The organism is Actinocorallia herbida (assembly GCF_003751225.1).
Classification (GTDB): domain Bacteria; phylum Actinomycetota; class Actinomycetes; order Streptosporangiales; family Streptosporangiaceae; genus Actinocorallia; species Actinocorallia herbida.
In genome coordinates this window covers 417,427-444,249 of sequence record NZ_RJKE01000001.1, presented here as the reverse complement: position 1 = coordinate 444,249, position 26,823 = coordinate 417,427, and the positions used below count along the sequence as shown (strand labels likewise).

At 73.4% G+C, this 26,823-nt stretch carries 21 protein-coding genes; 6 read left to right on the top strand and 15 right to left on the bottom strand.

What is annotated here, in order from left to right:
• Positions 1-28 precede the first annotated feature (28 nt).
• The 6 genes from EDD29_RS02335 to EDD29_RS02310 all read right to left on the bottom strand — a co-directional run bounded on the left by EDD29_RS02335 (position 29) and on the right by EDD29_RS02310 (position 8,587).
• Positions 29-4,522: a cation-translocating P-type ATPase gene (locus tag EDD29_RS02335; protein ID WP_123661946.1), complete on the bottom strand. Its 4,494-nt coding sequence runs from the start codon at positions 4,520-4,522 to the stop codon at positions 29-31.
• Positions 4,523-4,660: 138 nt separating this feature from the next.
• A complete protein-coding gene (locus EDD29_RS02330; RefSeq protein WP_211359526.1) occupies positions 4,661-5,881 on the bottom strand; it encodes a hypothetical protein in 1,221 nt (406 codons plus the stop codon).
• Positions 5,871-7,136: a hypothetical protein gene (locus tag EDD29_RS02325; RefSeq protein WP_148085854.1), complete on the bottom strand. Its 1,266-nt coding sequence runs from the start codon at positions 7,134-7,136 to the stop codon at positions 5,871-5,873. The genes EDD29_RS02330 and EDD29_RS02325 overlap by 11 nt, the downstream gene beginning before the upstream one ends.
• Positions 7,133-7,861 carry a hypothetical protein gene (locus tag EDD29_RS02320; protein ID WP_123661944.1) on the bottom strand — a complete coding sequence of 243 codons (729 nt, stop codon included), beginning with the start codon at positions 7,859-7,861 and terminating at the stop codon, positions 7,133-7,135. The genes EDD29_RS02325 and EDD29_RS02320 overlap by 4 nt, the downstream gene beginning before the upstream one ends.
• 79 nt (positions 7,862-7,940) lie before the next feature.
• Positions 7,941-8,219, bottom strand: a complete 279-nt coding sequence (locus EDD29_RS02315; protein ID WP_170201267.1) for a DUF202 domain-containing protein — start codon at positions 8,217-8,219, stop codon at positions 7,941-7,943.
• Between the two features lie 2 nt (positions 8,220-8,221).
• Positions 8,222-8,587, bottom strand: coding sequence for a YidH family protein (locus EDD29_RS02310; protein ID WP_123661942.1), 366 nt, complete (start codon positions 8,585-8,587; stop codon positions 8,222-8,224).
• A 381-nt stretch (positions 8,588-8,968) separates the two neighbouring features.
• Between EDD29_RS02310 and EDD29_RS02305 the strand changes: the two genes are divergently transcribed.
• Positions 8,969-10,873, top strand: a complete 1,905-nt coding sequence (locus tag EDD29_RS02305; RefSeq protein WP_123661941.1) for a hypothetical protein — start codon at positions 8,969-8,971, stop codon at positions 10,871-10,873.
• A 297-nt stretch (positions 10,874-11,170) separates the two neighbouring features.
• Positions 11,171-13,897 carry a tetratricopeptide repeat protein gene (locus EDD29_RS02300; RefSeq protein WP_123661940.1) on the top strand — a complete coding sequence of 909 codons (2,727 nt, stop codon included), beginning with the start codon at positions 11,171-11,173 and terminating at the stop codon, positions 13,895-13,897.
• Positions 13,898-13,952: 55 nt separating this feature from the next.
• Here the strand turns inward: EDD29_RS02300 and EDD29_RS02295 are convergent, their stop codons facing one another.
• Positions 13,953-14,720 carry an SGNH/GDSL hydrolase family protein gene (locus EDD29_RS02295; protein WP_123661939.1) on the bottom strand — a complete coding sequence of 256 codons (768 nt, stop codon included), beginning with the start codon at positions 14,718-14,720 and terminating at the stop codon, positions 13,953-13,955.
• Positions 14,721-14,872: 152 nt separating this feature from the next.
• Here EDD29_RS02295 and EDD29_RS02290 point away from each other — a divergent pair, with 152 nt between their 5' ends.
• Together EDD29_RS02290 and EDD29_RS02285 are read left to right on the top strand one after the other, a co-directional pair.
• Positions 14,873-15,952 carry an NAD(P)H-dependent amine dehydrogenase family protein gene (locus EDD29_RS02290; protein WP_123661938.1) on the top strand — a complete coding sequence of 360 codons (1,080 nt, stop codon included), beginning with the start codon at positions 14,873-14,875 and terminating at the stop codon, positions 15,950-15,952.
• Positions 15,949-16,431 carry a carboxymuconolactone decarboxylase family protein gene (locus EDD29_RS02285; protein WP_123661937.1) on the top strand — a complete coding sequence of 161 codons (483 nt, stop codon included), beginning with the start codon at positions 15,949-15,951 and terminating at the stop codon, positions 16,429-16,431. The genes EDD29_RS02290 and EDD29_RS02285 overlap by 4 nt, the downstream gene beginning before the upstream one ends.
• 118 nt (positions 16,432-16,549) lie before the next feature.
• Here EDD29_RS02285 and EDD29_RS02280 read toward each other — a convergent pair whose 3' ends face one another.
• The 6 genes from EDD29_RS02280 to EDD29_RS02255 all read right to left on the bottom strand — a co-directional run bounded on the left by EDD29_RS02280 (position 16,550) and on the right by EDD29_RS02255 (position 23,924).
• Positions 16,550-17,401 (bottom strand): phage holin family protein, encoded by an 852-nt coding sequence (locus EDD29_RS02280; protein ID WP_170201266.1) that lies wholly within the window; start codon positions 17,399-17,401, stop codon positions 16,550-16,552.
• Between the two features lie 133 nt (positions 17,402-17,534).
• Positions 17,535-19,097: a GMC oxidoreductase gene (locus EDD29_RS02275; RefSeq protein WP_246052461.1), complete on the bottom strand. Its 1,563-nt coding sequence runs from the start codon at positions 19,095-19,097 to the stop codon at positions 17,535-17,537.
• A gap of 234 nt (positions 19,098-19,331) precedes the next feature.
• Positions 19,332-19,847, bottom strand: a complete 516-nt coding sequence (locus EDD29_RS47555) for an Hsp20/alpha crystallin family protein (protein WP_123661934.1) — start codon at positions 19,845-19,847, stop codon at positions 19,332-19,334.
• A 110-nt stretch (positions 19,848-19,957) separates the two neighbouring features.
• Positions 19,958-21,196: an FG-GAP repeat domain-containing protein gene (locus EDD29_RS02265; protein WP_170201265.1), complete on the bottom strand. Its 1,239-nt coding sequence runs from the start codon at positions 21,194-21,196 to the stop codon at positions 19,958-19,960.
• A 290-nt stretch (positions 21,197-21,486) separates the two neighbouring features.
• Positions 21,487-22,371, bottom strand: coding sequence for a hypothetical protein (locus EDD29_RS02260; RefSeq protein ID WP_148085853.1), 885 nt, complete (start codon positions 22,369-22,371; stop codon positions 21,487-21,489).
• 62 nt (positions 22,372-22,433) lie between these two features.
• A complete protein-coding gene (locus EDD29_RS02255) occupies positions 22,434-23,924 on the bottom strand; it encodes a carotenoid oxygenase family protein (RefSeq protein WP_123661931.1) in 1,491 nt (496 codons plus the stop codon).
• Positions 23,925-23,979: 55 nt separating this feature from the next.
• Between EDD29_RS02255 and EDD29_RS02250 the strand changes: the two genes are divergently transcribed.
• Positions 23,980-24,660, top strand: coding sequence for a TetR/AcrR family transcriptional regulator (locus tag EDD29_RS02250; RefSeq protein ID WP_170201264.1), 681 nt, complete (start codon positions 23,980-23,982; stop codon positions 24,658-24,660).
• Between the two features lie 13 nt (positions 24,661-24,673).
• Here EDD29_RS02250 and EDD29_RS02245 read toward each other — a convergent pair whose 3' ends face one another.
• Both EDD29_RS02245 and EDD29_RS02240 read right to left on the bottom strand, forming a co-directional pair.
• Positions 24,674-25,099, bottom strand: coding sequence for a hypothetical protein (locus EDD29_RS02245; RefSeq protein ID WP_123661929.1), 426 nt, complete (start codon positions 25,097-25,099; stop codon positions 24,674-24,676).
• A gap of 69 nt (positions 25,100-25,168) precedes the next feature.
• Positions 25,169-25,750 (bottom strand): DUF4291 domain-containing protein, encoded by a 582-nt coding sequence (locus EDD29_RS02240; protein WP_123670216.1) that lies wholly within the window; start codon positions 25,748-25,750, stop codon positions 25,169-25,171.
• 156 nt (positions 25,751-25,906) lie between these two features.
• On the opposite strand from EDD29_RS02240, the gene EDD29_RS02235 reads away from it, so the two are divergent.
• Complete coding sequence (locus EDD29_RS02235; RefSeq protein WP_170201263.1) at positions 25,907-26,815, top strand: D-alanyl-D-alanine carboxypeptidase family protein; 909 nt, start codon at positions 25,907-25,909, stop codon at positions 26,813-26,815.
• Positions 26,816-26,823 lie beyond the last annotated feature (8 nt).

Here is a 26,823-nt window from a genome sequence, read left to right as displayed (position 1 = left end):
GCGTCCGGGGCCCTCGGCCTTCCCGGGGTCAGACGGGCAGGACCGCGGTGAACGCCGCGAGCCTGACCCTGACCCGCTCTGGCAGGACCGCCGGGACCACCTCGCGCAAGCGCGCCGGAATGCCCGCCGAGGCGTCCGGGATGGGGATGCGGGTGAGGACGAAGGCGAGAATGGCCGCGCTCGCCGCCGCCATGTAGGCGACGAACCAGCCGTGCGGCAGCAGCGGGCGGCAGCCGAAGAAGTGGCTGAGCCCGGGGATCTGCACGACCGCGGCGAGGACCGTCAGCGAGAACACGCCGGAGGCGAACACCAGCGGATCCCTGCCGCCCGCGGCGATCGTCTGGAAGAGCTGGGTCGCCACCAGCGCCACGAGGCCCGTGGTGGACGCCTGAAGCCGGGTGCCGCCCGCGAGGCCGAGCACGAACGCCGCGAACGCCGCGGCCGCCGTGGTGACGCCGCGCACGCAGATGTCGTGCGTCAGCGCCGTGCCCAGCGACCGCTCCGGGCCCTCGGCCAGCAGGTCCGCCTTGGTGACCCGGTGCGGCGGGCGGACCGCGAGGGCGATCGCGGGCAGCAGGTCGGTCAGCATGTTGACCAGCAGGAGCTGGCGGACGTTGAGCGGGCTCGCGCCCATCAGCACGCCGGTGCCGACGGTGAAGCCGATCTCGCCGAGGTTGCCGCCGAGCAGGACGGCCAGCGCGTCGCGGGTCGAGCGCCACATCGCGCGGCAGTCGGCGATGGCCTCGGTGATCGTCTCGATCCGGTTGTCGGTGATGACCACGTCGGCCGACTCGCGGGCCGCGGGCGAGGCGCGCTCGCCGAGCGCGATGCCGACGTCGGCGAGCCGGATCGCGGGGGCGTCGTTGGCCCCGTCGCCGGTCACCGCGACGACCTTGCCGAGCGCGTGCAGCGCCCCCACCGTCCTCGCCTTCTGCGCCGGGGTCATCCGGGCGAAGACCGACACGTCCGACAGCGCCTTGGCGAGTTCCGCGTCGCTGAGCGCGTCGAGGTCGGCACCCGTCATCACCCGGCCGTCCAGGATGCCGAGGTCCGCGGCGATCGCCTCGGCGGTGCTCGGATGGTCGCCGGTGATCATGATGATGCCGACGCCCGCGGTGCGCAGCCGGGCCACGGCCGCCGCGGCGGTCGGCCGGACGGGGTCGGCGATGCACAGGAGGCCGAGGAAGACCAGGTCCGCCACGTGCTCCTCGGTGAGCTCGGTGAGCTCGGCGCGCCGCCCCACGGGCATCTCGCGGTCGGCCACCGCGAGGACCCGGAAGCCCCTCCTGGCCAGCGCCTCGATCTCCTCGGCCACCCGGGCGCGCGCCACGGCGTCGAAGGGGCGGCTCGCCCCTTCACGCTGCCAGGTCGCGCACCTCTCCAGGACGAGTTCCGGCGCGCCCTTGACGCTCAGCCACCGCCCGGTGGAGGAGGCCCCCAGGACGGCGTGGTAGCCGCGGGCCGGCTCGAACGGCAGCTCGTCGAGGCGCTCCCACTTCTCCATGCGGCCGCCCAGGCCGAGTTCGTCCACCGCGTACATGACGGCCCGGTCGGTCGGGTGCGGAGGCCGCTCGCCGTTGAGGTCGGGGCCCGCGCGCATCGCCACGGCGACGACCTCCAGGAGGCCGTCCGGCAGGTCCTCCACCGGCGCGGAGTCGACGCCGTCGGACACCTGCCGGAGCCGCAGCCTGCCTTCGGTGAGGGTGCCCGTCTTGTCGAAGCACAGGACGTCGACGCGGCCCAGCGCCTCGATCGTGGCGGGGTTGCGGACGAGGGCGCCGCGCCGCGTCAGGCGGCGCGCCGTGGCCAGCTCGGCCGCGGTGGCCACGAAGGGCAGCCCTTCGGGGACCGCGGCGACGGCGAGGCTGACGGCCGAGCCGAGCGCTCTGCCGAACGGCTGGCCGCGCAGGAGGTTGGAGCCGAGGAGGGAGATCCCGGCGGCGAGCGAGACGGGCAGCGTCACGCGGGTGAGCGCGCGCAGCCGCCTCTCCACACCGGTCTCGCGGTACTCCGCCCCCGCGAGGTGAGCCGTCCGCCCGACCTCGGTCGACGACCCGGTGGCGACGACGACGCCCACCGCCTCGCCCGCGGCGACGACCGTTCCCTGGTAGACCATCGAGCGCCGTTCGGCGACCAGCGGCGAGAAGCTGGGCTCGGCCTCCTTCTCGACGAGCTGGGACTCGCCCGTCAGGCTCGACTCGTCCATCTCCAGGTTGTCGGCGCTCAGGAGGCGGCAGTCGGCGGGTACGGAGTCGCCCGCGGTGAACCGGATGACGTCGCCGGGCACCAGGTCCTCGCCGGCCGCGGCGCGCTCCCCGTCGGGCCGGGTGAGCCTGACCTTGACGGCGCTGCGGTCCACGAGGCCGCGCAGCGCCCGGTCGGCCCCGAGGCGCTGGAGGCCCGACAGGACCGCGTTGGTGGCCAGGACGACGCCGATGAGCGTCGCGTCCGTCACCGACCCCACGACGGCGGAGACGCCCGCGCCCAAGGCGAGCGCCGGGGTGAGCGGGTTGTCCAGTTCCTCCAGGACCAGGCGGCTCAGCCCGTGCTCGTGCGGGCTCTCGTGGCCCGCCCCGGTGCGGCGCTTCGCGGCCTCCTCGCCGGTCAGCCCGGTGGCGGCGGAGTCCAGATGGTCCAGCACCTCCTCGGCGGGCCAGGAGTGCCACGGCGTGCGGTCCACGGAGATGGGGCGCGGAAGGCGGGAGAGCCCGAGGCCCGCCCAGGCGCCCTGGGCGAAGGCGGAGAATCCCGACAGGTCCACCGCGAGCTGGGCGCGCCGGTCGGAGGTCTCGGCGGGGCCCGCAGCCGACAGCAGGAGCGCGGTGAGCGAGCCGAGCTTGGCCGTGCGGGCGCTGCGGCGGCTGTTGTCGTGCGCCCTCGGCACGGAGTCCAGGAGCAGGCACACCGTCTCCAGGCCGGGCCCGCACAGGACGTCGGCGCCCCACGGCGGCGGCGCGGCGTCGACGAGCACGCCGATCCCGACGTCGGCGGCCGACAGCGCCTCGCGGTCCTCCGGCGAGACCAGGGCCACGACATGGGCGTCGGCCTGGAGCGCCCGGACCGCGTCGGCGGGCGCGCCCGCGCGGAGACCGTCCACCCGGAGCCGCTGCTCCAGGCCCCGGCCGTCGCCGGTGATGAGGACGAGCCCCGCCTTGCGCGCGGAGGCCACGAGCGCTTCGGCCGTGGGATGCAGTTCCGGCACCACCGAGACCAGCGCCGCGGGCGCGTCCCGGTGCTCGAGCAGCAGGACCAGGGCGCCTCTGCGGCGCAGGACCGCGATCCGCTCGGCGAGGTCGGGCTCTCCGTCGAACAGGGTCGAGCCGCGGCTGAGCGGGCTCATCAGCCATCCGTCGGCGCGGGCGACCGCCCGGGGCCTGGTGAGGTCGGCGAGGGCGTGCGCCCGCGCGTAGAGCGCCTCGGGGCCGTACTCGGCCGAGATGGGGACCACCGCGTCGATGATCATCCGGCCGGTGCGCAGCGCCGCGGCGTCGAGGAGGACGCGGTCCACCCGGTCGAGGCGGCGCAGGAAGGCGGTGTCGAGCACGAGCGCGTCGCGTTCGGCGAGCGCGCGCGAGAGCTGTCCGCAGAAGGACTCGCGTCCTAGCCTCGCCGCCTTCGGCACGCCCGCGACCAGCACCCCCTGGGCGCGGCCCGCGTCCTGCGTGAACGCCCACGCCCCGGCCGTCGCCGTGGCGGAGAACGGCCCGCTCCACCGCTGCACGCCCTCCACCGGGCCCTCGGGCAGCGGGACGGGGCGCGGCGCGCGCACCAGGGGCTCGGCCTGGAAGGAGCCCCGCTCCGCCACCAGATCCGCGGCCCTGCGGTGCCAGACCGCGCGGCGCGCGCGCAGCTCCGCGACGTGCGAGGCGCGCCGCGAGAACGACAGCAGCAGCCCGACGGGCTGGGCGGCGAGCACCTGGCTGGCCAGCAGGCCGACGGAGAAGCAGCTGTCGGCCGCGCGCTTGCCGACCGTGCGCTCCAGCGCGGTGCGCAGCGGCGGGTTCACGTCGGTCAGGCCGAGCACCGCGGAGACGGCGGACGGGAGGAACGCCACGCGCAGCGTCGCGGCGACCGCGGCGACGCCCCAGCCCACGAGGTTGGCGCCCGCGTGCACGGCCTCGGACACCAGGGAGCCCGCCTCGCCGGGGTGGACCGCGCGCAGATGCGGCTCGTCCTCCAGCCCGTGCTCCCGCTCGACCTCGTCGACGATCGCGAGGAGGTCCTCGTCGACCACCCCTTCGTGAACGACGAGAACATGGCCGAGCACCCCGTTGACCTCCGCGCGGGACACCCCGTCGACGGCCTCCAGCGCGGTCTCCAGGTCGGCGGCGAACTTCTCGCCGCCCTCGCCCTTGACCGCGATGTGGCGGTGGCCGTCGGCCGGGCCGTGCACCTCGCGGTCGGCGGCCGCCGCGGACACCAGGCGCACGACCGACAGCGACCCCTTGACGGCGTCCGCCGGAATCCGCCCGACCCTCGCGGGCAGCCCGACCGCCGCGCCGAGCGCGCGCCGAAGCACCATGGTTCCCCCGTGGCGGCCCGCCCCTCACGCGGAGGCGACCCGTGTGTCACCCATAGCCATCGGAGACGATCTTTATGCTCCCGGCCTGGACAAGATCACGGAGTGCGGAGGTCAGGGCCCGGAGGCCGGACCCGCGGGTCAGGTGCGGTGGTCGCCCCGCAGGACGCGCGCCACCAGGCCGTCGCCGCTTCCGTCGGCGGAGCCCGTATCGCCGAACTGGCCGTAGCCGGTACGCGACCAGAGCGAGTCGGCGGCGTAGTAGGGCAGCGGCCTGTCCCCCGAGGTGTCCAGCAGGGACTCAGGGCTCCGGTGGTCGCGGACCGCCTTGGCGCACGCCTGGCACGCCCGGACCCTGATGGAGTCGCGCGAGCCGATGCGCCGCCACGTCACCTGGGCGGTGGCGTCGCCGTGCAGCGGGTTGTAGAAGCACAGCGGGCTCGGCGGGATCTCCCTGCCGCCCTTCCTGCGGGCGCGCACCGCCGCGATGGCGTCGCTCCCGATGTCCACGAGGACGAGCACGCCCGCGAGGTCCGGGACGCCCTTCGCCGCGTCGAGCACCTTGCCCGCCGCCTGGTAGGCGTCCAGGGCGAGGGAGATGAGCTCCTGTCCGCGGGGATCGTCCGAAGGCACCTCGGTGCCTTCGACGAGTTCCCCGAGAGCGACGACCGCCGCGGCGGCCTGCTTGCGCAGCCCGTTCTCGTCCGCGTGGCGGGCCGCCTCCAGCGTCGCCCTGGACAGCACGAGGGGGTGGGCCTCACGCGGTGCGGGACCGCGCGTCCGCCTCCAGCGCCATACCGCGAGCCCCGCCACCGCGGCCGCCCCGAGCCCGAGCGCGGTGACGCGCACGGGCGAGGTGTCGCCCCACTCGTCCTTCGTGAGCCTGGCGACCGGATTGGGCGTCTCGTGCAGGTAAGCGGTCGCCTTCTCGTACTCGGCTTCGGCGTTGCCGGCGGTGATCGCGTCCATCGCCTTGAGGAGGCGGTCCGCCAGCGGGGCCTCGTCGTACTCGTCGAGGTAGCGGACGAGGGCGGCGCCGTAGATCGCGTCGGTCCCCTCCTGCCGGGTGCCGCCGAAGCGCTTGGCGGTGAGGCTTCCGGACGCGGTCGGCACGAGGTACACGCCGTCGCGCTTGAGCCTGTCGTGCACGATGGTGATCATCTCGTCGGGCTCGCTCCAGGTGCCGCCCTTGACGAACGGCACCATGATGATCCAGAAGGGCACGGTCTCCTTCTCGACCGCCGCCAGGACCTTCGCCCGGTCCGCCTCGGGGAGCGCGGTCTCGTAGGCGGGGTCCAGGTACAGGGGTGAGCGGCGCAGCGCGGCGGCGACGATCTCGCCGGGGGACGGTTCAGCGGACACCGAGGGACTCCAGTACTCGTGCGGCGAGGTCGGGACGGCCGCCGAAGCCCGTGCGCCACAGGCTTTCGACCTCGGGATAGGGACGGCCGTCGGGGACGCGCAGGATCGCGGTCCGCACCCGGCTCCTGGACAGACCGGCGCACACGGCGCAGACCTGGCCTGGAGGATGGCCCGCGTCGGCGCTCGTCCTGGCCCGGGTGCCGAGCCCGTGCAGCGGGTTGACCTGGCAGAAGAGCGGGCCCCGTGAGAGGTCCTGGGCGAGGGCGAGCGTGCCCTGGCGGCACAGGACGATGACGCCGAGCAGGTCGAGCGCCTCCACGGCCGGGTCGGTGCCGCGGCGCGCCTCGTCGGCGACGAGCAGGGCCGCGTCGTAGGCCCGCATCGCGGTCGCCGCGCCCGTGGTGTCGCCCGCCTTGTCCAGCCCCTCGGCGAGGGTGCGCAGTTCCTTGCGCGAGGTCGTCCTGAGGCGGCCCAGGCTCGGCTTCGTCCGCCACGACGCCTTGGCCTTGGCCTCGCCCCGGCCCGCCCAGAGGCCCTTGGCCGCGGCCCAGAAGCCCCAGAGGACGAGGACGAGGAGCGGCCCGAGGATGAGCAGTCCGGCGAAGAACGGGCCTGCGATCTCGGGCTCGGGGCCGAAGGGCTCGTCCTCGGCGAAGGACGGGAGGTCGGGAGGACCGTCCGGGAGGCGGGGCTCCCCGGCGGGCAGGGCGGCGGCGGCGGTGAGGACCGTCTCCACCCGGCCGAGCAGGTCGGCGAAGGGCCTCTCGTAGTCGGCGGCGTTCCTGTCCTCGTACGCGACGACTTGGTAACCGAAGTCGCGGGGCACCCCGTAGTCCCTGCCTTCGAGGTCGCCGTCCTGGTCGACCATCAGGTACAGGCCGTCCTTGCGGAACTCGTCGTACACGCCCGCGAGCAGGAGGGAGGCGTTTCCCTCCGTCTCGCTCTCGTTCGGATCCGGCACCGCGATGAAGTAGACGTCGGTCTTGAGCGCCTCGGCGGCGGTCTTCATCTCGGCCCGCAGCTCCCGGCGCATCGGGCCGGGCATCGCGTCGGCGAGGTCCGTGTCGACGAACAGCGGGTCATCGCGCAGCGCCTCGGCGATCCGCTCCCAGCGCGCGGTGGCGTGCGGAGGGATCACGCCCTCGGCGAACGCGGGGGCGAGCGGCAGCGCGAGGAGCACCACCACGAAGGCGGCCGCCGCCCTTCGGACGGTCCGGGCACCTCGTGAGGGAACCGGGTTCCTGGTACCGCTCATCGGCGGCCTCCCTTCCGTCCCTTGCGGCGGGCCGCCTGCGCGGACTTGCCTTTGCGGGACGTGTTCGCGCGGGGGGCGCCCGCGGCCTTCTGCGGTGCCCTGCCCCGGGCGGATCCCTTGTTCCTGGACTTCAGGGCTCGATTCAGCAGGATCGCGACACCGACGAGGAGGGCGCCCGCGGCGGTGCCGACGGCCAGGGCCGTCATCTCGACGCGGTCGCGGTCGTCGCTCGCGCTCTCGTATTCGGGTGCCCTGGTCGCGGCGGCGACCCGGGCCGCGGGGTCGGGCGCGGACAGCATCTCGGCGAACCGCACGAAGTGCTCGACCAGGTTGGTGCCGTAGGGCAGTTCCCGCCGGGTGGCGCGCCAGGCGTCCTGGGCGGGGAGCGCGGAGCCGTACATCCGGGCCTCGCCGCTCCCGGTGGTGTCGGTGACGACGTAGAGCCCGTCCTTCCGGAGCCTGTCGTGCAGGATCGGGATGAACTCGCCGGGACTCGCGTACTCGTCGAGGAAGATGTGCTGGGGCGTCACGACGACGTAGTACGGGACGCCGAGGGGATCCAGCGCCGTTTTGAGGTCCGCGCGGATCGCGTCCGGGTCGACGAGGCGCGCCTCGTGGTCGGTGACCTGCACCGGGTCCTCGGCGAGCGCCTCCGCGACGAGGTCGGTGCGGCTCGGCGGGTCCGGTGGCGCGGCTGCGACCGGCCCCGCACTCAGACCGAACAAAAGGACAAAACTGGCAATTAGCCCCAGGCGCAACACGCCGGGCAGTCTAACCAAGTCGGTCACACGCGCCAGGGGCCGTTCACAGCACGATGGCCAGTGCGGCGATCGCCACCACCACCCCGGCGAGGGTGATCATGCGCGCGCGGCGCGGGTCGCCGGGCCTGCGCTCCGGCCCGCGCACCGTGCGGCTGACCCACCAGACGCCCACCGCGACCAGGAGGATCAGCAGGCCGGGCAGGGGCGCGGCGCGGATGCTCGCCGCGCCGAGGGCGGCCAGCGAGATCGCGCTGCGCAGCCAGGCGAGCTCCGTCCGCTCCCCGGCGAGCCCGGGATCGCGCCCTTCGAGGTCCACGGCCACCGTCAGAACTCAAGGACCGCGGACACCGCGACGACGGCCGCGGCGAGGAAGGCGACCGCGGTGATGGTCCCCGCGAGCAGCTTCGGCAGCGCCGAAGGCGGCAAGGGCTCCCCGCGCCTCAGCGCGCGCTGGTTGCGCCCCCACTCCAGGTACCCCGCGACCGAGATGGACCCGCCGAGCACGATCAGCGGGACGGCGAGCAGGTGCCGGCCCCACGGGACCCCGGGAAAGGGCGGCAGCAACTGGGCGATCGCCAGCCCGGCGACGACCAGGGCGAGGCCCGTGCGGCTCCAGGCCAGGAACGTCCGCTCGTTGGCGAACGTGAAGCGCACGTCCGGTTCCGCGTCGTGCATCTTGATCTTGGCCATCGCTTTCTTCGGGACCGCTCCAACACCTCCATTCGACCACGCCCCGCCGCACGGAAATCGTCCACCCCTGGACAACTTCCCTGCCAGGAAATACCGATCAACCAGGCATTTTCGATCAATTCGGTTGTCATCACCCCCGTCGGCCGGACCTCCCGACGGCCTCCCCGGGACGGGGGCGGGATGGACCGGGCGCGCCGGTCGGCCGGGGGACGGCTGTGGCACTGGCCGAACCCGCCAACACATCGCACGAACGCGCCAATCCGCTCACATCCCACCAGGTCATGGCAGGTGTGACATATCGGCGGCGCTTCGCGTGGGATCGATGGTCGCAGTTCGTGAAAATTGCATTACTCTCGGGAAACGGCTCTGTAGCTTCATCGCATGCGTACTTGCTTCGGCACCGAAGAGGAAGAGGAGTACCGGGCCGCGCGCGAGCTGATCGTCCGGCGCTGCCGGGCCTGGGCGGAGGACCAGGGCGTCCGCCTCGTTCCCGAGATCATCGATGCCGCGCTCCAGTTCCGGCACGAGTGCCCCGATGGGCGGCTGGGGTTCTGGCGGCCCGCCGAAGTCCGGCAGTTCCTCCTGGAATGGGTGCCGGAGCGCGTCGCGGCCGAGCCCGAGGACCTCGCGTGCGTGCCCGAGGCGCTGCGGACCCTGCTGCGCTACCTGGACGCCGCGGGCCTGCGCGACCCGCGCGCGGGCGACCCCGCGGAGGCCGAACGGGCCATCACCCGCACGGTCCCCCTGTTCACGGCGGCGATCCGCGACCAGGAGCGCTACAGCGTCACCAAGTACTGGAAGCTCACCGCGGCCCGGCACGGCATCCCCCTCACCGACCGGCTCGGACTGGAACGCCTGAAATCCGGGGTCTCGGCCGGGCGGATCCCGCACGACAGGGACCTGCTCATCCGGCTCGCCGAACGCGCGCCCGCCCCCGTCCGGCGGGCCGTGGCGCCGCCTCCGCTGGCCCTGCCCTGCGCCGACGAACTGCGCGAGGCCGCGGAGCGCTCGCCGGTCGTCAGGCGGCTGTCGGCGCTGGTGGCATGGGTCGGCTCGGACGGCAGGCCGCTGACCCCGCGCGGGGAGATCCCTCCCGTCGACGCCCGCGCGCTGGTACGGCTGCTGGAGAACGGCAATGGATGCGGCGACATCGGCGATCTGCCCCTGCTGGTCGCCTGGGCGCGCAAGGCCCGGATCATCCGGGTGCACGCGGGACGGCTCACGAAGGTCGGCAGGGCGTCCGCCGTGCTCGCCGACCCGCTCGCCCTGTGGCGGCGGGCTTTCAGTGCCTTCCCCCGCCTCGGGGACAGCTTCTGCGCCTCCGGCTCCATCCTGCGCACGGACTTCGCCGAGACGGTGCCCGACCTGCTCAACGCGCTGTACGGGCTGCCCTGCCCGGTGCCCGGCCACCGGCTCCAGGACAAGGTGTGGCTGTACTGCACCGCGCCCTACGACCTCGCCGACATCGACGGCGAGCAGCGCATTCTGTGGCGTTCCGCCCTGGACCAGGATCTATCGCTCACCCTGCGCGCGCTAGGCGACCTCGGCGCTCTGGAGCTCCAGGGACCGCTCCTCCCCGAGCAGGGAAGGAGCCGCAGGGGCGCGGCCTGGGACGCGGCCCACGCGCCCGCCGTGTCGCTCACCCCGCTGGCCGCGGCGGAGGTGCGCGAGGCTCTGCTCGCCGAAGGCCGCGAGTGCGGGCGTATCGGAGAGCTCGCCTCCGCGCGGCCCGCGGAGCTGCTCGGGGTCGCCGCCGAGCGCTATCCCGCCGACGCCGCCCGCGCCGAGATCCGCGGCTGGCTCGCCGCGCACGACAACGACGTGCCCGCCCTGGTGGAGGCCGTACGATCGTGTCCCTTCCGCGACCGCACGCTGCTCCTCCTGGACACGCTCGTCGACGCCCTCAGCGACGGCCCCTCCCTTCTGCTCTCCCTGCGCGACGACCCCGTGCTCGCCCCGTCCGCCCTCACCGCCCTCCTGCGCCGCGGGCTGCTGTCCCCCGACGCCCTGGCTCCCGAGGAGCATCTGCTCGCGCTCACCGACGGGCTCCTGCGCCTGCTGGAGATCGCCGGGGCTGACGCAGTGCGGGAGTCGCTCGAACGCGAGATCCCCCCGCAGGAGCCCGCGCTGGTCGCCGTGGACGTGCTGGCCGCGGGGCACCCCGACGCCGCGGCCGTCGCCGACTTCTGCGCGCTCGTCCTCGCGCCGCTGGCGGGCCGCGCGGCCCTGCCGCACGAGCCCGTACCCGAGCCCCTGTCCGCGCCCTTGGACGACCGCACGCCCTGACCAGTGATCCCTCGCCCCGGGAGCGGGCGCTCCGGTTGAAGGCTTCGCCCGATCCGGATAGTTTCGCGGTGGCCCAGGGGCCGGCCGGGGCGCCGGGCACCCCCGCGCCGGAACAGCCCACCGAGGGCTGCCGCGCCGCCCGGAGCGCACGCCGCCGGGGTCCCACACCTCCGGGAGCACATCCTGTCCGCCTGCCATCCCCTCCTCGACGTCGCCGCGCTGTGCGGGCTCGACGCGGCGACCACCGCCGCGCTGGAGAAGCTGCTCGCGGAGGTCGCGCCGCCCGCGGACCCGACCGTGCAGCTCGCCTTCGACGATCCGGCGATCCTGCGCGCGGAGCTGGCGCGGGGCCTGGGCGACCTCGCCGCCGCGCTCGCGCGCGCGGGCGACCGGCCGCGGGAGATCATCGCCCGGCGCGTCCTGGCGGGCCTCCTTCCGCCCGGTCTTCCCCTGGCCGGGGTGCTGCGCGACCTCGCCGCCGCGCACGCCGCCTCGGGCGATCTGGAAGAGGCCGTCGCGGTGCGCGGGCGGGCCTTCCGGCTGCTGGAGTCGCTGGCGGCCGAGGACGAGCGGCGGTGGCCGGACGTGCTGGCCGACGCCGAGGCTTACACGGAACTGCTCGCCGAGGCGGACCGCCCGACCGACGCGGCGGTGGTGAGCCGCCGCGTCGTCCGCGGCCTCGCCCTGCTCCTCGCCGACGGCCGCGAAGGGCTCCGGCCGGAGTACGCGCGGAGCCTTCGCCTGTGGGGCGACAGCCTGGCCGGCGACGACGAGTACGTCGAGGCCGCCGACGCCGTCAGGCAGAGCGCCGAGCAGTTCCGCCTGCTCGGCGACCGCTACTCCGCCGCGCTCTCCCTCGCCCGGGTCAGCTCGCTCCAGGCCCTCCTCGACGATCTGGAAGGGGCGCTGGACAGCTCGCGGGAGGCGCTCGCCGAGGTCCAGGCACTGGCCCGGGAGGACGTCGACGGCGACTGGCGGATGACGCGCTGCTCCGCCGTCCAGACGGTGGCCTCCCGCCTGTCCGCCCTGGACCGCCCGGACGAGGCGCTGGAGGCGCTGCTGTCCGTGCGCGACGGTTTCGCCGGGCTGTACGCCGAGGACACCGGCATCCACCACTGGTACGCCGACTACCTGGAGGACCTCGCGACGGCCTGCTCCGCCGTCGGCGCGGAGTCCGAGGCGCTGAAGACCGCGGAAGACCTCGTGCACGTCTACCGGGACAGGAACGCGGGGATGCCTGCGGAGCCCGACAGGGAACTCGCCTATTCCCTGCTGAGGCTGGTCGGCCTGCGCCGGGACGCGGGGGACGTAGGGCAGGCCATCCAGGCCGCGCGGGAGGCCGCCGGGCTGTTCCGGGACCTCGGTGAGGACGCCCGGTACGTCCACTGCCTGTGCCTGGTGAGCGACCACCTCGCGCTGCTCGACGACTCCGACGACGGCCTGGGCGCCGCGGAGGAGGCCGTCGAAGCCGCCCGGCGCGAGGGCGGACGGCCGCTCGGCGAAGCCCTCGTGACGCTGGGCAACCGGCTGGACGACCGTGACAGGGCCGACGAGTCCTTCGCCGCCGCGGCCGAGGCCGTCGACGTGCTCACCGAGCTGGGCGGGCACGCCGACCTCCTCGCGCCCGCCCTGCACGACCGGGGGTCGCGCGCGCGGTCTCTCGGCATGCACGACCTCGCCCTCCAGTCCGCGCTGGACGCCACGGCGCTGTACCAGGAGCTGTACGAGGAGGACCTCGCCCACGGCCTCCTGCTCGCCGACGCCCTCTGCCTGCTCGGGCAGATCCGCGAGGCCGAGGAGTCCTTCGAGCACGCCGTCACCGCACTGGACCGGGCCGTCAGCCTTCTGGAGCGCATCAGCCGGCCCGATCTCCCCCGCGCGGCCACCGCGCTGGCCGTCGCGCTGCACGACGCGAGCCGCTACCACGAGCGGATAGGCGGCCTGGAGAAGGCGCTCGGGCTGATGCGGCGCGCCATCACGCTGTACGGCGAGCTGTCCCGGGACGAGCCCGACCGGTTCCGTCCGCTGCTCGCGGGCGCCTGGCGGTCGCTCGGCATCTATCTGGCGAAGCTCGGCCAGACCGAGGAGGCCTTCACCGCCGCGCTGTTCGACGTGGACCTGCACCGCGAGATCGGGGACCTGCCTAACCTCGCCCAGGCGCTGCGCGCCCTCGGCCTGCACCACGAGGCGCTGGGCAGGCCCGCGGAGGCCGTCGGGGCCACCCGTGAGTCGCTGGAGGTCTACGAGGAGCTGCACCTGCTGCGCGGCGGCGCCTACTTCGCCGCGCAGACCGCCGTGGTGTCGAGCCGCCTCGCGGCGCTCGTCGGCGCCCCGGAGGCGGTCGCGCTGCGGGAGCGGGCCGTGGCGCTGTTCACCGAGGCGGGAGAGGCGGTGGAGGCCGCCGCCGAGCTGATGCGGCTGCTGCGCGAGCGGAGCCTGGCCGGGCTCGACGTCGAGCCGACGATCGCGGCGATCTCCGCGCAAGGCAGCGCGGTCGGGACCGTGCGCCATCTCAACGCGGTCGCCGACGAACTGCTCGACGACGGCGCGCTGGAGGCCGCCGATCTCCTGCACACCCGGGCGTGGGCGCTGTGGGAGATCCACCTCCTGGAGGTGCCCGACGCGCCGCGCGTCACGGCGGTCGCCCTCCTGGAGACCGACGCGGCGCTGCGGGCCAGGCTCGGGCTCCCCGACGCCGCCGCGACGGCCCAGGCCGAGGCCCTGGAACTGCTGGAGCCGCTGCTCGACGCCTACGCGGCCGAGCACCTGAACGCGCTCGCCCGGGTGCTCAGCAAGCTCGCGGGCTACCTCGCCGACGCCGACCGCCCCGGCGACGCGCTCCCGCACCAGACCCGTGCGGCCGGCCTGCACGAGGACATCGCCACCCGCTCCCCCGCGCACCGCCCCGCCCTGGCCACCGCCCTGTCGGTCCTGGCCGACCTCCAGTCCCGCACCGGCGCGCCCGAGGCCGCCCGCACCCGGGCCCGCGCCGAAGCCCTGACCGCGGCCCTCACCGACGAGTGACCGGGCCCGGGGGACGGCCGGGCCCGGTCACTCGACCGTCCGACGTATCGGTGGGTCAGCCGCCGAGGGCCGCGGTGACGACCGGGAGGTAGCCCTGCGCGTGGCCGGTGGCGGTCGGGTGGATGTTGCCCGAGTCGATCCACGCGGTGGAGGTGCAGATCTCGTGGCCGGCGAAGCCGGGGCGGGCGTCGGCGAAGGTGAAGCCGGCGGCCGCGGCGCGGGCGGCGAGGACCGCGGTGAGGCCGTCGGCCGCGGTGTTGATGAGGTCGCGCTTGGCCGCGCTGAGGCCGCCCGCGCACAGGCCGCCCTGCTTGTAGAGGCGCGGGTAGCCCACGACGACGACCTCGGCCTGCGGGGCCCGGGTGCGGATCTGCGCGTAGAGGGTGTCGAGCTCACCGGGCAGCTCGCTCTGGACGAACTCCGTGCCCTCTTCCAGGGCGCCGCGGCAGGTCGCGGTGGTGCCGTACTGGCACGACAGCATCGTGGAGCCGAAGCCCGCGTCGTTGCCTCCGATGCTGATGGTGACGTGCGTGGTGCCGGAGCCGAGGGCCGAGAGCTGGTTCGCGACGACGTCGGGGATGGTGGCTCCGCCGCAGGCGACGAACTTGAAGGCGGTGCCGGGGTGCGCGACGGCGTACCTGGCCGGGTAGGCGTTGGCGCTTCGGGTGCACAGCAGGTTGGTGTAGGACCCCGCGCCGGTACCGGACGAATAGGAGTCGCCGAGTGCGACGTACTCAGGCGACGCGGCGTGGACGGGGGCGGTGGCGAGCCCGGCGGCGAGGCCGAAGGCCGCGGTGCCGAGCAGCAGGCGCAGGAGGCGCATGGGGTCTCTCCTCAGAGGGGTGGGTCGAGGCTCCCCGCAAGGATGAGACCCGCCCTGTGCTCCGGGCATCGGGGAAATCACCGGCCAGGTGGAGCCTTGACCGGATACTTGTGACTCTATTCACACAACCAAACGCTTGCTAGGCTTTCCCTATGATCTCCACGATTGTCTGGGGCACCGGCAATGTCGGCCGGGCCGCGATCCGGGCCGTTGCGGCCCATCCGGAACTTGAGCTGAGCGCCGTCGTCGTGCACAACGCGGAGAAGGTCGGGCGCGACGCGGGCGACCTGTGCGGGCTCGAACGATCTCTCGGCGTCGCGGCGACCGCCGACATCGACGCCGTGCTCGCCGCACGGCCCGGCGCCGTCGTCTACGCCGCGTCCGGGGACATCCGCCCCGACGACGCGCTCAATGACATCTGCCGCGCGATCGCGTCCGGCGCGGTGGTCGTGACCCCGTCCCTCTACGCGCTGTACGACCAGCGCAACGCCCCCGCCGAGATGCGCGAGCAGGTGCTCGCCGCGGTCGCCGAAGGCGGCGGGTCCCTGTTCGTCTCCGGCGTCGACCCCGGCTGGGGCAACGACGTGCTACCGGTCATCATCAGCGGGCTCGGCTCGGTCGTCGACGTCGTCCGGTGCCAGGAGATCTTCGACTACACCACCTACGACCAGGAGGACTCCGTCCGCTACCTGGTCGGCATGGGCCAGCCCATGGACTACGAGCCGCCGATGCTCGCGCCGACCGTGCCGACCATGGTGTGGGGCGGGCAGGTCAGGCTCATCGCGCGGGCCCTCGGCGTCGAACTCGACGAGGTGCGCGAGACCCTCGACCGCCGCGCGCTGGACGAGACGGTCACCACCAAGCTCATGGGCGACTTCGAGGCGGGCACGCAGGGCGCCGTCCGCTTCGAGGTGCAGGGCATCGTGGACGGCGAGCCGAAGATCGTCATCGAGCACGTCACCCGCATCCACGCGGCGTGCGCGCCCGACTGGCCCGTGCCCCCGTCGGGCGACGGGGCCCACCGCGTCATCATCGAGGGCAGCCCGCACATCGAGGTCAGCGTCGAGGCCCACGACGAGGGCGGCAACCGGTCGGCGGGCGGCAACGCCACCGCGGTCGGCCGCCTGGTGAACGCGATCGACTGGCTCGTGGCGAACGAGCCCGGACTGTACGACGCCTTGGACGTCCCGCTGCGCGGCGCGGTGGGCAAGCTCGGAAGGAAGCCGGCGTGAACATCGACATCCCGGAGGGCAAGGACCCCATCCTCTACGTGTGGGGCGAGTTGGTGCCGGGCATCGGGGCCGCCGCGTCGGCGTTCTCGCTCTCGGTGTACGAGCACACCACCCTCGGCCTGCGCGAGTTCGAGGCGGCCCGGCTGCGCGTCGCGCAGATCAACGGGTGCGTCTTCTGCCTGGACTGGCGTACCGAGCGGGACGGCGAGAAGGTCGAGGACGCGTTCCTCGACGAGGTCGCGAACTGGCGGACCGCCAAGGGCTTCGACGACCGCACCAGGCTCGCCGCCGAGTACGCCGAGCGGTACTGCACCGACCACCACGGCCTCGACGAGGAGTTCTGGGCGCGGATGTCCGCGCACTACTCCCAGGTGGAGGTGGTGGAGCTGAGCATGAGCATCGGCTCGTGGCTGGCGTTCGGGCGGCTCAACCACGTGCTCGGCCTCGACGCGATGTGCATGCTGCCGCGCATCGACTGAAAAGCGATCCGGGCCGGCCGCGTGAACGCGGTCGGCCCGGAACCCCCATCCCCGGGGCTCTGGCACCGCCGGGCCGGCCGGAATTCCGGCGGCCGCGGCGGACGATCGTCGTCGTCGGTCAGCGCCGCGCGTACTGCGGAGCCGGGATGTCCTCGCGGGTCGGCGCCGCCTGCGCGGTGCGCGGCGCCCGCAGGGCCTTGGCGTCCTTCGGCGTCTCCCGGCCGGTCCGCGACGTCTCCCTGGCGTCCTTGCGGCCGAGCGCCGCGGCGGCGGCGACGAGCACCACGCCGACGCCCATGGACGCCGCCCATAGCGGCACGAAGAGCGCGAGCACCGCGATGAGGGCCACCACGAGCGCGGCGGCGCCGAGGGCCCCCGCGACACCGGCCGCGGTCAGCTTGCCGCGCTGCTCGGTGATCGCCGCCTCGCGCGCGTTCGCGGCCTCGGCGGCGGCACTGCGGACCTCCGCGCGCACCATGCGCGCCATCTCCTCGCTCGCCTGCTGGAACAGGCGGCCCACGCTGCTCTGGAGTGAGTTCCCCGCGTCCTCGATCCGGCCGGCCGCCTCGCGGCGGTCGCGGTCCGCGGCTTCCTCGGCATGGTCCGGCCGGGTGCCGTACCGTTCGGGGGCGGGGGGCGCGGTGTCCGCACGACGACCCGGGATCACCCGCTCGGTGCGGGGCTCCTCGGCGGCGTACCCCTGCCCGGCGGGCTGCCGCTCGTAGGCGGACCGGTCGTAGGGCTGGTCATGAGGCCGGTCGTAGGCGGGCTGCTCCGGACGGGGCGGCGCGGGCTGCTGCCGGCCCTCGTAGGCGGGCTGGTCGTAAGCGGGCTGGTCGTAAGCGGGCCGCTCTTGGGCGGGGCCACCGGCCACGCGGCGGTCGGCCACGGGCTCCGCGGTGACGGCCTGGGGAGGCGCCTCGCGGCGCGGCTGCGGAACGGGCTGATTCTCGGGATCGGCCTCTGTCATCGTTCCTTTCCCTTCGCGTCGGAAGTTCATGGAACAAGGCTTTCCCCATAACAGTTTGGTAAAACACCTTCCTGCTCAAGGCAAGGGAAACCGGCCGCACGCGCCCGCGGCCGGTCCTGCTCTCAGGCCGTCACTACAGCCCGGTGGTGATGATGTTCTCGATGTTGCGCTCGGCGAGCGCGGTGATGGTGACGAACGGGTTCACGCTGGTGTTGCCGGGGATCAGCGAACCGTCCATCACGTAGAGACCGCTGTAGCCGTGGAGCCGTCCGTAGTTGTCGGTCGCCTTGTTCAGCACGGCGCCGCCCAGGGGGTGGTAGGTGAGGCCGTCCTGCCACTGCTTGGTCCCGCCGAAGAGGTCGGTCCGGTAGATCGTCCCCTCCTTCGAGTTGATCTTGTTGAAGATGGTCTTGGCCATGTCGATCGACGTCTGCTTCCACGCCTTCTGCCAGCTGAGGTCCACGCCGCCCGTCGAGGCGTTGTAGGAGAACTCGGCGCGGTTCGGCGTGTTGGTGATCGACAGGTAGAGCGAGGCGTAGGTCTCGATGCCCGTCGGCAGCGGCGCGACCTCGGCGAAGGCGCCGCCCGCGGCCCAGTTGTCGATGCCGGTCGTCGGGATGGACGACTGGACCGAGCCGGTCGGGTCCCACATGTGGTTGGCGCGGCCGCACATGACGTTGCCGTTGTCGCCCCAGCCCTTGCCGACCTCGTTGTTGAGGTTCGGCAGCGCGCCGGTCGCCTTCAGCTTCACCAGGAGCTTGCTCGTGCCGACGCTGCCCGCGGCGAAGAAGACGCGGTCCGCGCTCACCGTCTTGGTGGCCACGACGTCGCCCGCGGTGTTCAGCTGCTCGATCGAGATCGTGTAGCCGCCCGCCGCGCGCGGCGTCACCGAGGTGACCTTGTGCAGCGGCGAGATCGCCACGCGGTTGGTCGCCTTGGCCGCCGGAAGGTAGGTCTTCTGGAGGCTCTTCTTGCCGGCGTTGTTGCCGTAGATGACCTCGGCGTCGAGCGCCGACTTCGGCACCGTCCCGGCCTGCTCGGCCTTCATGTAGTCGAAGTCGTAGACGTTCGAGACGAAGACGTGGTCGAAGTTGGACCGCTGGGCGTGCTTGCGGCCGACGCGGGCGTACTTGTAGCAGTCGGCGGTCTCCCACCAGGACTGGTCGATGTCGGTGACGCCCAGCCCGGCGCGGGCGCGCGGGTAGTAGGTGTCGTACATCTCGTTGGCGTCGACCGAGGGCAGGACGCCCCCGAAGCGGGCGCGCGGCGGGGTGACCGCCATGCCGCCGTTGACCAGCGAGCCGCCGCCGACGCCGCGGCCCTGGTACACGGTGATGCCGCTGAAGTCCTCGGCGTCGAGGATGCCGGTGTACTTCGGGACGTCCTTGTCGATCGGGAACCCGAGGAAGCTGGACACCGGCTGCTTGGTCTTCGTGCGCAGCCAGAAGGACCGGACGTCCGGGCTCTTGGTGTTGGCGAAGATCTTGCCGTCGGATCCGGGGGTGTCCCAGGCCTGACCCATCTCGATGATGTGGACGTCGATGCCCGCCTGCGCGAGGCGCAGGGCCGCGACGGAGCCGCCGTATCCGCTGCCGATGATCAGCGCGGGGACGTGGGAGCCCGACGCGATGGGCGCGGGCGGGGGCGCGGCAGCGGCGGGGACCGCCCTGCCGAGCACCGCCGCGGCACCCAACATAGAACCGGTTCCAGCAATGAATCCACGACGCGAGACTTGCAGCCTTCGCGCTCTGTACACGCCTTCATCACTCATGTGATGCACCTCACTCCTTTCGAGCTAGAACACGTTCTACCTCGCTGAGTGAGCCGCGTCACTACTTTCCCTGCGGCACAATGTGGCCACGATCACATCTTTACGAACAGGAAAAAGGCGGGAAGCCCGCTCGGGCTCCCCGCCTTCTCCGGTCGCGGGTCAGGCCTCCTTGGGGGCCTCGACCTCGGCCTCCACCTCGGCCGGCGCCGCGCTCACCGCCGCCTCGACGGGCGCGGCGGTGCCGACCGTGATGGCGACGCGACCGGGGCGGGCCTCGGCGAAGGCGTCGGCCACCCTTACGCGCAGCACTCCCGCGTCGTACACGGCGCTCACCGCGTCGGCGGTGACGTGCTCGGGGAGCACGAACTCGCGACGGAACGAGCCGTACCGGATCTCGCGGCGGCCGCGGTCGCCACCGGTCTCGTCACGGCGCTCGCCGCGCACGATCAGCCTGCCGCGCTCGACCTCGACCGCGACGTCCTTGGCCGCGTCCAGACCGGGCACCTCGACGGCCACGACGGCGTCCTGGCCGTCCCGGGTCACCTCGGCGCTCGGCACGAACGCCCGCCGCTGCGCGGCCGCCGGCGCCTGCGCGAACGCGGGGCCGAAAGCCTGCCGGACCACGGCGTCGAACTCGGCGAAGGGGTCGCGCCGCCACAGGGAAACAGTGCTCATGATCTTCTCTCCTCCAACTGCCGGCTCACTGCCATTGCCTTGTATGACTCAGTAAACCTGAGCGAGGTCGACTCAATTCCAGGCGGCGGTGAGACCTGCGTCACCGAGGATCAGGGGCTGAGAAGGGTGAAGCTCTCGACGCCGCCGGTGGCCCTTCGGATCACCCTCTCGGTGGCGGTCCCGCCCGTGTGCAGGTGGAGGTCGGTGCCGCCGTAGCCGTCGGTCGAGGTGAACAGCACGTCGGCGCGGCGATCCCCGGCGACGTTCGGCAGCGCGAGGTGCTCGCCGTAGCCGACCGCCTCGGACTCGCCCCCGTAGGCGCCGCTGCGCGGGCCGACGCCCTCGTCGGTGCCCGGGTAGAGGGCCACGTACGAGTGGAAGGACCACAGCGAGGCGAGGAGTTCTCCCCTGCCGTCGCCGGTGAAGTCGCCGATCGCGAAGACGCCCGACGCGGGCGCGTCCTGGCCCGTCACGGTCGCCTTCGGAGCGGCGAAGCCCCGGCCGTCGCTCAACTGGGTCGTGAACCCCTGCTCGTCCTCGGTCCCGGCGTCCTGGGTCCGGACGAGGTCGGCGCGGCGGTCGCCGTCGAGGTCGCCCAGGACGAACCGCAGCGCGCGCTTGGTCGGCACGGACCAGCGCGTCTCGGTGGCGGTCCGCGGCCCGCGGGCGGAGCCCGGCAGCAGCGTGAACGGCTGGTCATAGACGGCGGACGGCGGGGTGGCCGAGCCGTCGGGGGTGGCCTGGGAGGCGACGAGGTCCGCGCGGCCGTCGCCGGTCACGTCGCCGGAGGCCAGGAACGTCCCGAACCTCTTGAGCCCGTTGGTGAGGCGGACCGCGCCCTTGGTCGTGAGACCCTTCTTGCCGCCCTTGAGCACCAGGACGCCGGACCTGCCCCGGTCGCTGCGCACGGCGAGGTCGGCGTAGCCGTCCCCGTTGTAGTCGCCGGAGCTCATGACGGTGCCGAACCTTGCGGTGTCCGGGGCTCCCTGGGCGCTGCCCGGACCGTCCTGCCGGGCGGAGAAGCCCGGCAGGATCTCCTTGGCCCGCTTCCCCGTCAGGCCCTTCTTCGAGCCGTGGAGGACGACGACCGCGCCCGCCGTCCCGACCGCGAGGTCGGCGAACCCGTCGCGGTCGAAGTCGCCGCTGACGATCTCCGCGCCGAACCGCTCCCCGGAGCGGGAGCGGCCGGGCACGCCCGCGGTGTCCCGCGTGATGGTCCGCCACTGCTTGCCGAGCCTGTTCGCCCCGTTCAGGACGAGCACGCCCCCGGCCTTCTTCCGGCCCTTCGTCGCGAGCCCGGGGTGGCCCGCGACGATGTCGACCCTTCCGTCGCCGTTGAAGTCGCCCACCTTGGCGGGCTTCCTTGCGGCCTTCGCTGCCGGCTCCGCCGCCGACGCGCCTTGTCCGACTGTCCCTACGGCCGTTGTCGCGAACATCCCTACGGCCGTGAACAGTGCCACCGACTTGCGCACACCGTCCTCCTCGACGCCCTGCGGCCCGCGTTTCGGAACCGCTCCGGGCCCTCAGAGGACGCCGCCGCACACGTCCGAGTTCGCCCTAGAACGCGATGTTCAGCACCTGTCGTCCGAATGTTCACGAAAGACGGCACCGGCCGGGACCACGTCGGGAATCGGCGTCCTCAGTGGTCGTCGCCCGCTTCGCGTCGCGGCCAGACCTCGATGCCCAGGCCGGGAAGCCACAGGTCGCCGTCGTCCCCGGCGCCGACGTCATGGGCCATGAGGCTCCGAGGGTCGCGGACCCGGGTCCGCAGCTCGGCGACGACGACCCGCGCGATCTCCGCGGCGGACCCCGGATCCGCCTCGGGAAGGTCGATCCGCCACCGGCCGTACCGATCGACGGACCGCCATCCGCGCGCGCGCATCACGTCCTCGTCATCCGTGCCGCGATCCTCGACGATGGCGCAGAGTTCCGCACCGTGGTCCCGGAGGTCGTAGTTGAGCAGCACGTCCCTGCCCTCCGCACGCAGCCGGAAGGCCACCCAGCATTCGCCGGCCTGCACCGGCATGTGCTCCACGAACGACGAGAGCACCCGCTCTAGAGCCTCGCCGAACTCCTCCCAGCCCACCCTGCCGTTCAGGTGGCCGGCGTACTCGTAGTAGCGGGTGACCGGCCCCGGGCCCTTGCGGTCGAGCCGCCACAGGTAGGGCGGGCGTTGGGGCGACGGCGTCCCGTAGTTGCGCTGGAGCGCGTCGTACTCCTTCCGCAGGAACTCGCGCGTGTCCACGGAGACGAGCGTCGCGGCCGCGCGGTCCCCCGTGAGCAACAGGGTGTCCCCCCTGCGGCCCCATCTGACGTACGGCCCGTCCCCGGTCGCGCCGAGCAGGGTGGGCGGCCCGATCCGCTCGACGATCGCCGCGTAGACGGGGCGCATCTCCTCGCGCCGCTCCACCGGCCCCGCGCCGGGCGGGTACTCCACGATCGGTCTCGGGAGGCGATACGGCGTTGCGAGCATCTTCTCGGCGAAGTCCGCCGCGCGTTCCGCGGCGCTCAGGGGATCGACCATGGGCGCGATCTTCGCGCGCCCCACCGACAGGACGCGGCGTTTCCGGGAATCTCAGGAGCGGGTCAGAGGGCCGCCACGCGCGGGGTGAAGGCGCCGTGGAAGTTGAAGGGCAGGTGGAAGGGCAGCCAGGCCTCGGCGATCGGCCCGTCGGGGAGGTGCGCGGCCTCGAAGACCATGAGGCGGCTTCGGTGGGACGGGGCGTGGTACCCGACCGTCAGGATCCAGCCGTCGTCCTCCGCCGCGCCCGGCCCGCGCGGCACGAAGACCGGTTCGACCAGGACGTCCTCGGGGGTCGCGTAGGCGTCGGTCGCGCCGGTGCGGTGGTCGAAGCGGGCGATGCCGAAGCCGGGCCCGAGCGGCCCGGTGAGGCCGTCGGTGCGGGCCAGCGCGTAGCTGTAGCGGTGCTCGGCCGCCGAGAGCCGCAGGTCGAACTGAGGCGCCTCCACCGCCGCCCCGCTGACGGTCTCGGTCTCGACCGCGCCCGAGGCCCGGATCCGGTACCGGGTGAGCGTCCCCGCCGCCGCGTCGGCCCGGCGCACGTCGGCGAAGAACGCCATCGCCGCCCCGAACGTCTCGGGCGCGTACCTGACGAGGTCGACGACGACATCCGGGCCGTCGTCGTAGGCGTTGACGAAGTGGAAGAAGAAGAACGGATCCGTCTCCACCACCCGGACGGGACCGCCGTCGCGCGGCACGAGGAGGAACGCCGCCGCCTCGTCCGGCGCGAAGTGCAGCGCGTCCATCATCGGCGCGGCGCCCGTCATGATCGGGACGGGGTCGAAGCGCAACGGGGTCGCGGCGAACACCTGGTACCCGCGCGTCAGGGCCATGTCGTGCATGAAGGAGAAACCGGGCAGCGGCACCGCGCGCAGGTAGCGGGTGGCGCCCGCCCGGTCGGTCTCGTAGAGCCGGAGCCGCATCCGGGGCCGTGCCTCGGCGAGGGTCTCGCGCAGCCTGCTCCTGCGCTCCTTGGCGTCGCCCCCGGCGCGCACCCAGCGCGCGTCCACGCGCGGCATATAGGGGTCGAATCCGAAGTTCACCACCGCGCCGGTCTCCGGGTCGTGCCGGAAATGCGCGGAGTAGGCGCCGAGGAGCCCTTTGAGCGCTCCCCCGAGGTCGGTGGTCCCGCGCGTCTCCAGGGTGTCGGCGTCGAGCTCGTGCGGGCGGCCCGCCTCCCAGAGGGCGAGGACCCGGTCGTCGCGGAGCAGGACGCTGGTGTTGGCGGTGTTGGCGGGCGGGCGCAGCATGTTGGCCGCGACGCCGCCCCGGCGCTGGCGGCCGAGGCCCCGCGTCGTCAGGCGCCCCTTGCGCAGCGACGTCGTGTACTGCCGCGTGCGCACGAAGCGGTTGCGGAAGCGGACGCCGCGCCCGTCGAGGGCGAACGCGCCGATCATCCCGTCGGTGTCGAAGAGGCAGTCCACGGCCGTGGGACCGACGTCCCAGCGGCCCGACCCGTTGCGGTACAGGGTGCCGGTGAGCCCTTCCGGCAGCCGTCCGGTGATCTCGTCGACGGCGAGGTCCCGCTCGCCGGGAACCGCTTCCCACATGCGCATAAAAGACAAGCTGTACTTTTTGGAGGACCGCGTCAAGGGCCCCTACGATGACCCCGTGGCCAACCAGCGCGGCCGCGGCCGCCCGGCGGGCCCCGGCGTCGACCCCGAGCAGCGCCGCGCGGACCTCCTGGACGCCGCGGAGGAGGCCCTGCGCCTGCACGGGCCCACCGCGAGCCTGAGCGACATGGCCCGCGCGTCCGGCTACGCCCGCTCCGCCGTCTACGCGGTCTTCCCCAGCAGGCCCGCGGTCCTGGCCGCTCTCGGCCACCGCCACGCCGACCGCCTCATGGCCGCGATGCTCACCGCGCTCGGCGGTCCCGGCCCCGCCGAGGACCGCTTCCACGCGATGCTCGACGTCCTGTTCGCCTGGGCGGAGCGCGAGCCGTCCCTCTACCGCGCCCTCGCCCGCCCGCCCGACGGACCGGCGACGGGCTCCCCGGCGCGACCGGGTACTCCAGGCGCCCGTCATCAGGCCCACGGATACGGACCCGGCACGCTCGTCACCGGCCTCGCCGAGGCGATCGAGGCGATGCTGACCGCCACCGGCACCCCGCCGGAGCTCGCCGCGCCCAGCGCCCAGGCCATGCTCGGCTCGGCCACCGCCGCCATCGACTGGTGGCTCGCCGCCGGCGCCGCTCTCCCCCGCGCCGCGCTCGTCACCCAGATCGGATCCCTCGCCTGGCACGGCGGCGCGGAACTCCTCGCGTCCTGGTTCACCGGCCCGTCCGAACCCTGACGGCCGAGGGCGGTCAGTCGGAGCTGAGCGAGATCACGGCTTTGTCGCCGTCTCGGGCGAGGATGCGGAGTTTGAGCATGCGGACCGGGGAGGTGCCGAGCCACGAGGCGTTCGCGCCGAGCCCGCTGACGCGCATCTTGCCGGTGCCGCCCGTCCGGTAGGTGTAGCGCCAGGTGGAGTCGGCCGGATCGAAGGAGAAGGTCCGGAAGCCGAAGCGCTCGTTCAGCGGGATCTCCGTTCTGCCGTCGACGAGGATCTCGCAGTTCCCGTTGAAGCAGGCGCGGACGTCCCTCCCGTCGGCCGCGCGCGGGAGTCCGTCCCGCGCGGCACCGCCCGCCGTCGCGTCGTTCACGCCCTCGCACGCGGCGCAGGCCGCCGCCATCCCGACGAGCGCGGACGCCGCGGCCGCCGCCCTGCCCAGATTCCGAAGCCAGGTCATGACGGAGAGTGTCGCATCCGTCACGCCCCGCCGAACCGTCAGTCGACCTCGCCCCGGCGTGCCGCGGCCTCAGCTCAGCCGAAGGTGCGGCGCCTCGAACGGGTAGGGCCGCGACGGCGGCAGGAGATCCCGCGCCCGGCCGTGCCGCCCGTCCACGACGAGCCGGTGGATCCGCCGGGTGAGCGGCGTGAGGTCGACGATCTCGCGCACCCACTCGTCGGCGTACTCGTCGATGGCGTGGCGGCTGACGCCGACCTGGATGCTGCGCGCTTCGAGCTTCCCGCCCCGCAGCGTCCGCTCGGGATCCCATTGGACCCGGACGTCGGCTTCGCGCAGCGCCTTCCGCCAGGCCGCGGAGTCGCCGTGGACGTCCCGTTCCGGACTCGTCAGCACGGCTCGGCGCAGCGCGGACTCCCAGCCCGAGCGGCTGATCCGCACGCCGAGGATCCGCTCCTGGCCGGGTTTGCGGCCCCACCCGCTGCGCTCCATCAGCCAGAGGAACGAGGGCTTGATCCAGGTCATCCGGGTGCGCGAGAACGGCGGGACGAACCCGCCCGCCCGGACCGCCGCGTCGCCGATGGCCGGGCCGTAGGCCTGGTAGACGACGATGTCGTCCGCGTCGTAGTCCGCCCGGATCTCGTACATCTGCATCGGCCCAACCTGCCGGGCGGGCACCGCCTCCGCCACCGGTTTTTCCGCCCGGCACACCCCCGATGTCTCTTTACGGACATGTCGATTTCCTGCGGGATTCTCAAGATCGCGGTAATCTCTCCGGGCTTGCGAGGAATCCGACGAAGGGGACAGCCCATGTTCAAGAAGCTGACCGCGACGGCGCTCGCGGCGTCCATGCTCACCCTGGTCCCGGTCGGCGCCGCGGAGGCCAAGCCCAAGGCCCCGGCGGGCGTCTCCGGCACGTCGGCGATCCTCTTCGACGCCACCACGGGGAAGGTCCTGTGGAAGCGCAATCCGAACAAGCGGATGCCGGTCGGCAGCATGAACAAGGTCGCGCTGGCGATGGTCGTGCTCAAGCGCGGCGACCTGGGCCGCAAGATCACCATCAAGCAGAAGTACAAGGACTGGGTCGACAGCTGGGGCGCCAGCAACAGCCACCTCGTCCCCGGCGACGTCCTCACCGCCCGCCAGCTCCTCGAGGCGATGCTCATCGAGTCCGGCAGCGACGCCGCCTACGCCCTCGCGGAGTCCTACGGCGGCACCGGCGGCTACCTCGGCGCCCAGAACAAGATGGACGCCCTGGCCAAGAAGCTCGGCATGACGCGCACGAACTACGAGTCCTTCGACGGCCAGCCCGCGAAGGGCGACCTCACCACCGCCGCCGACCAGCTCAAGCTGGCCCGGTACGCGATGAAGAACAAGACCTTCGCCACGATCGTCAGGACCGTCCGGAAGGACATCACCTCCCTGAAGGGCCGCGTCTACCCGCTGCGCACCCAGGACCTCCTGCTCAAGGGCAGCGGCACCGACGAGGACAACACCGGCTACCCGGGCCTCTTCGGCATCAAGACCGGCTCCACGGGCTCCGCCGGCGGCTGCTACATGTTCGTCGCCCGCCGCAAGAAGCACACCGTGTACGGCATCGTCCTCAAGAGCACCTCCACCACCACGCGCTTCACCGACGCCGTCAAGATGCTCGACTGGGCCTACAGCACCAAGACCACGGTCACCCTCACCCCGGCCCCGCCCCGCATCGCGTCCTGACGCGGTAC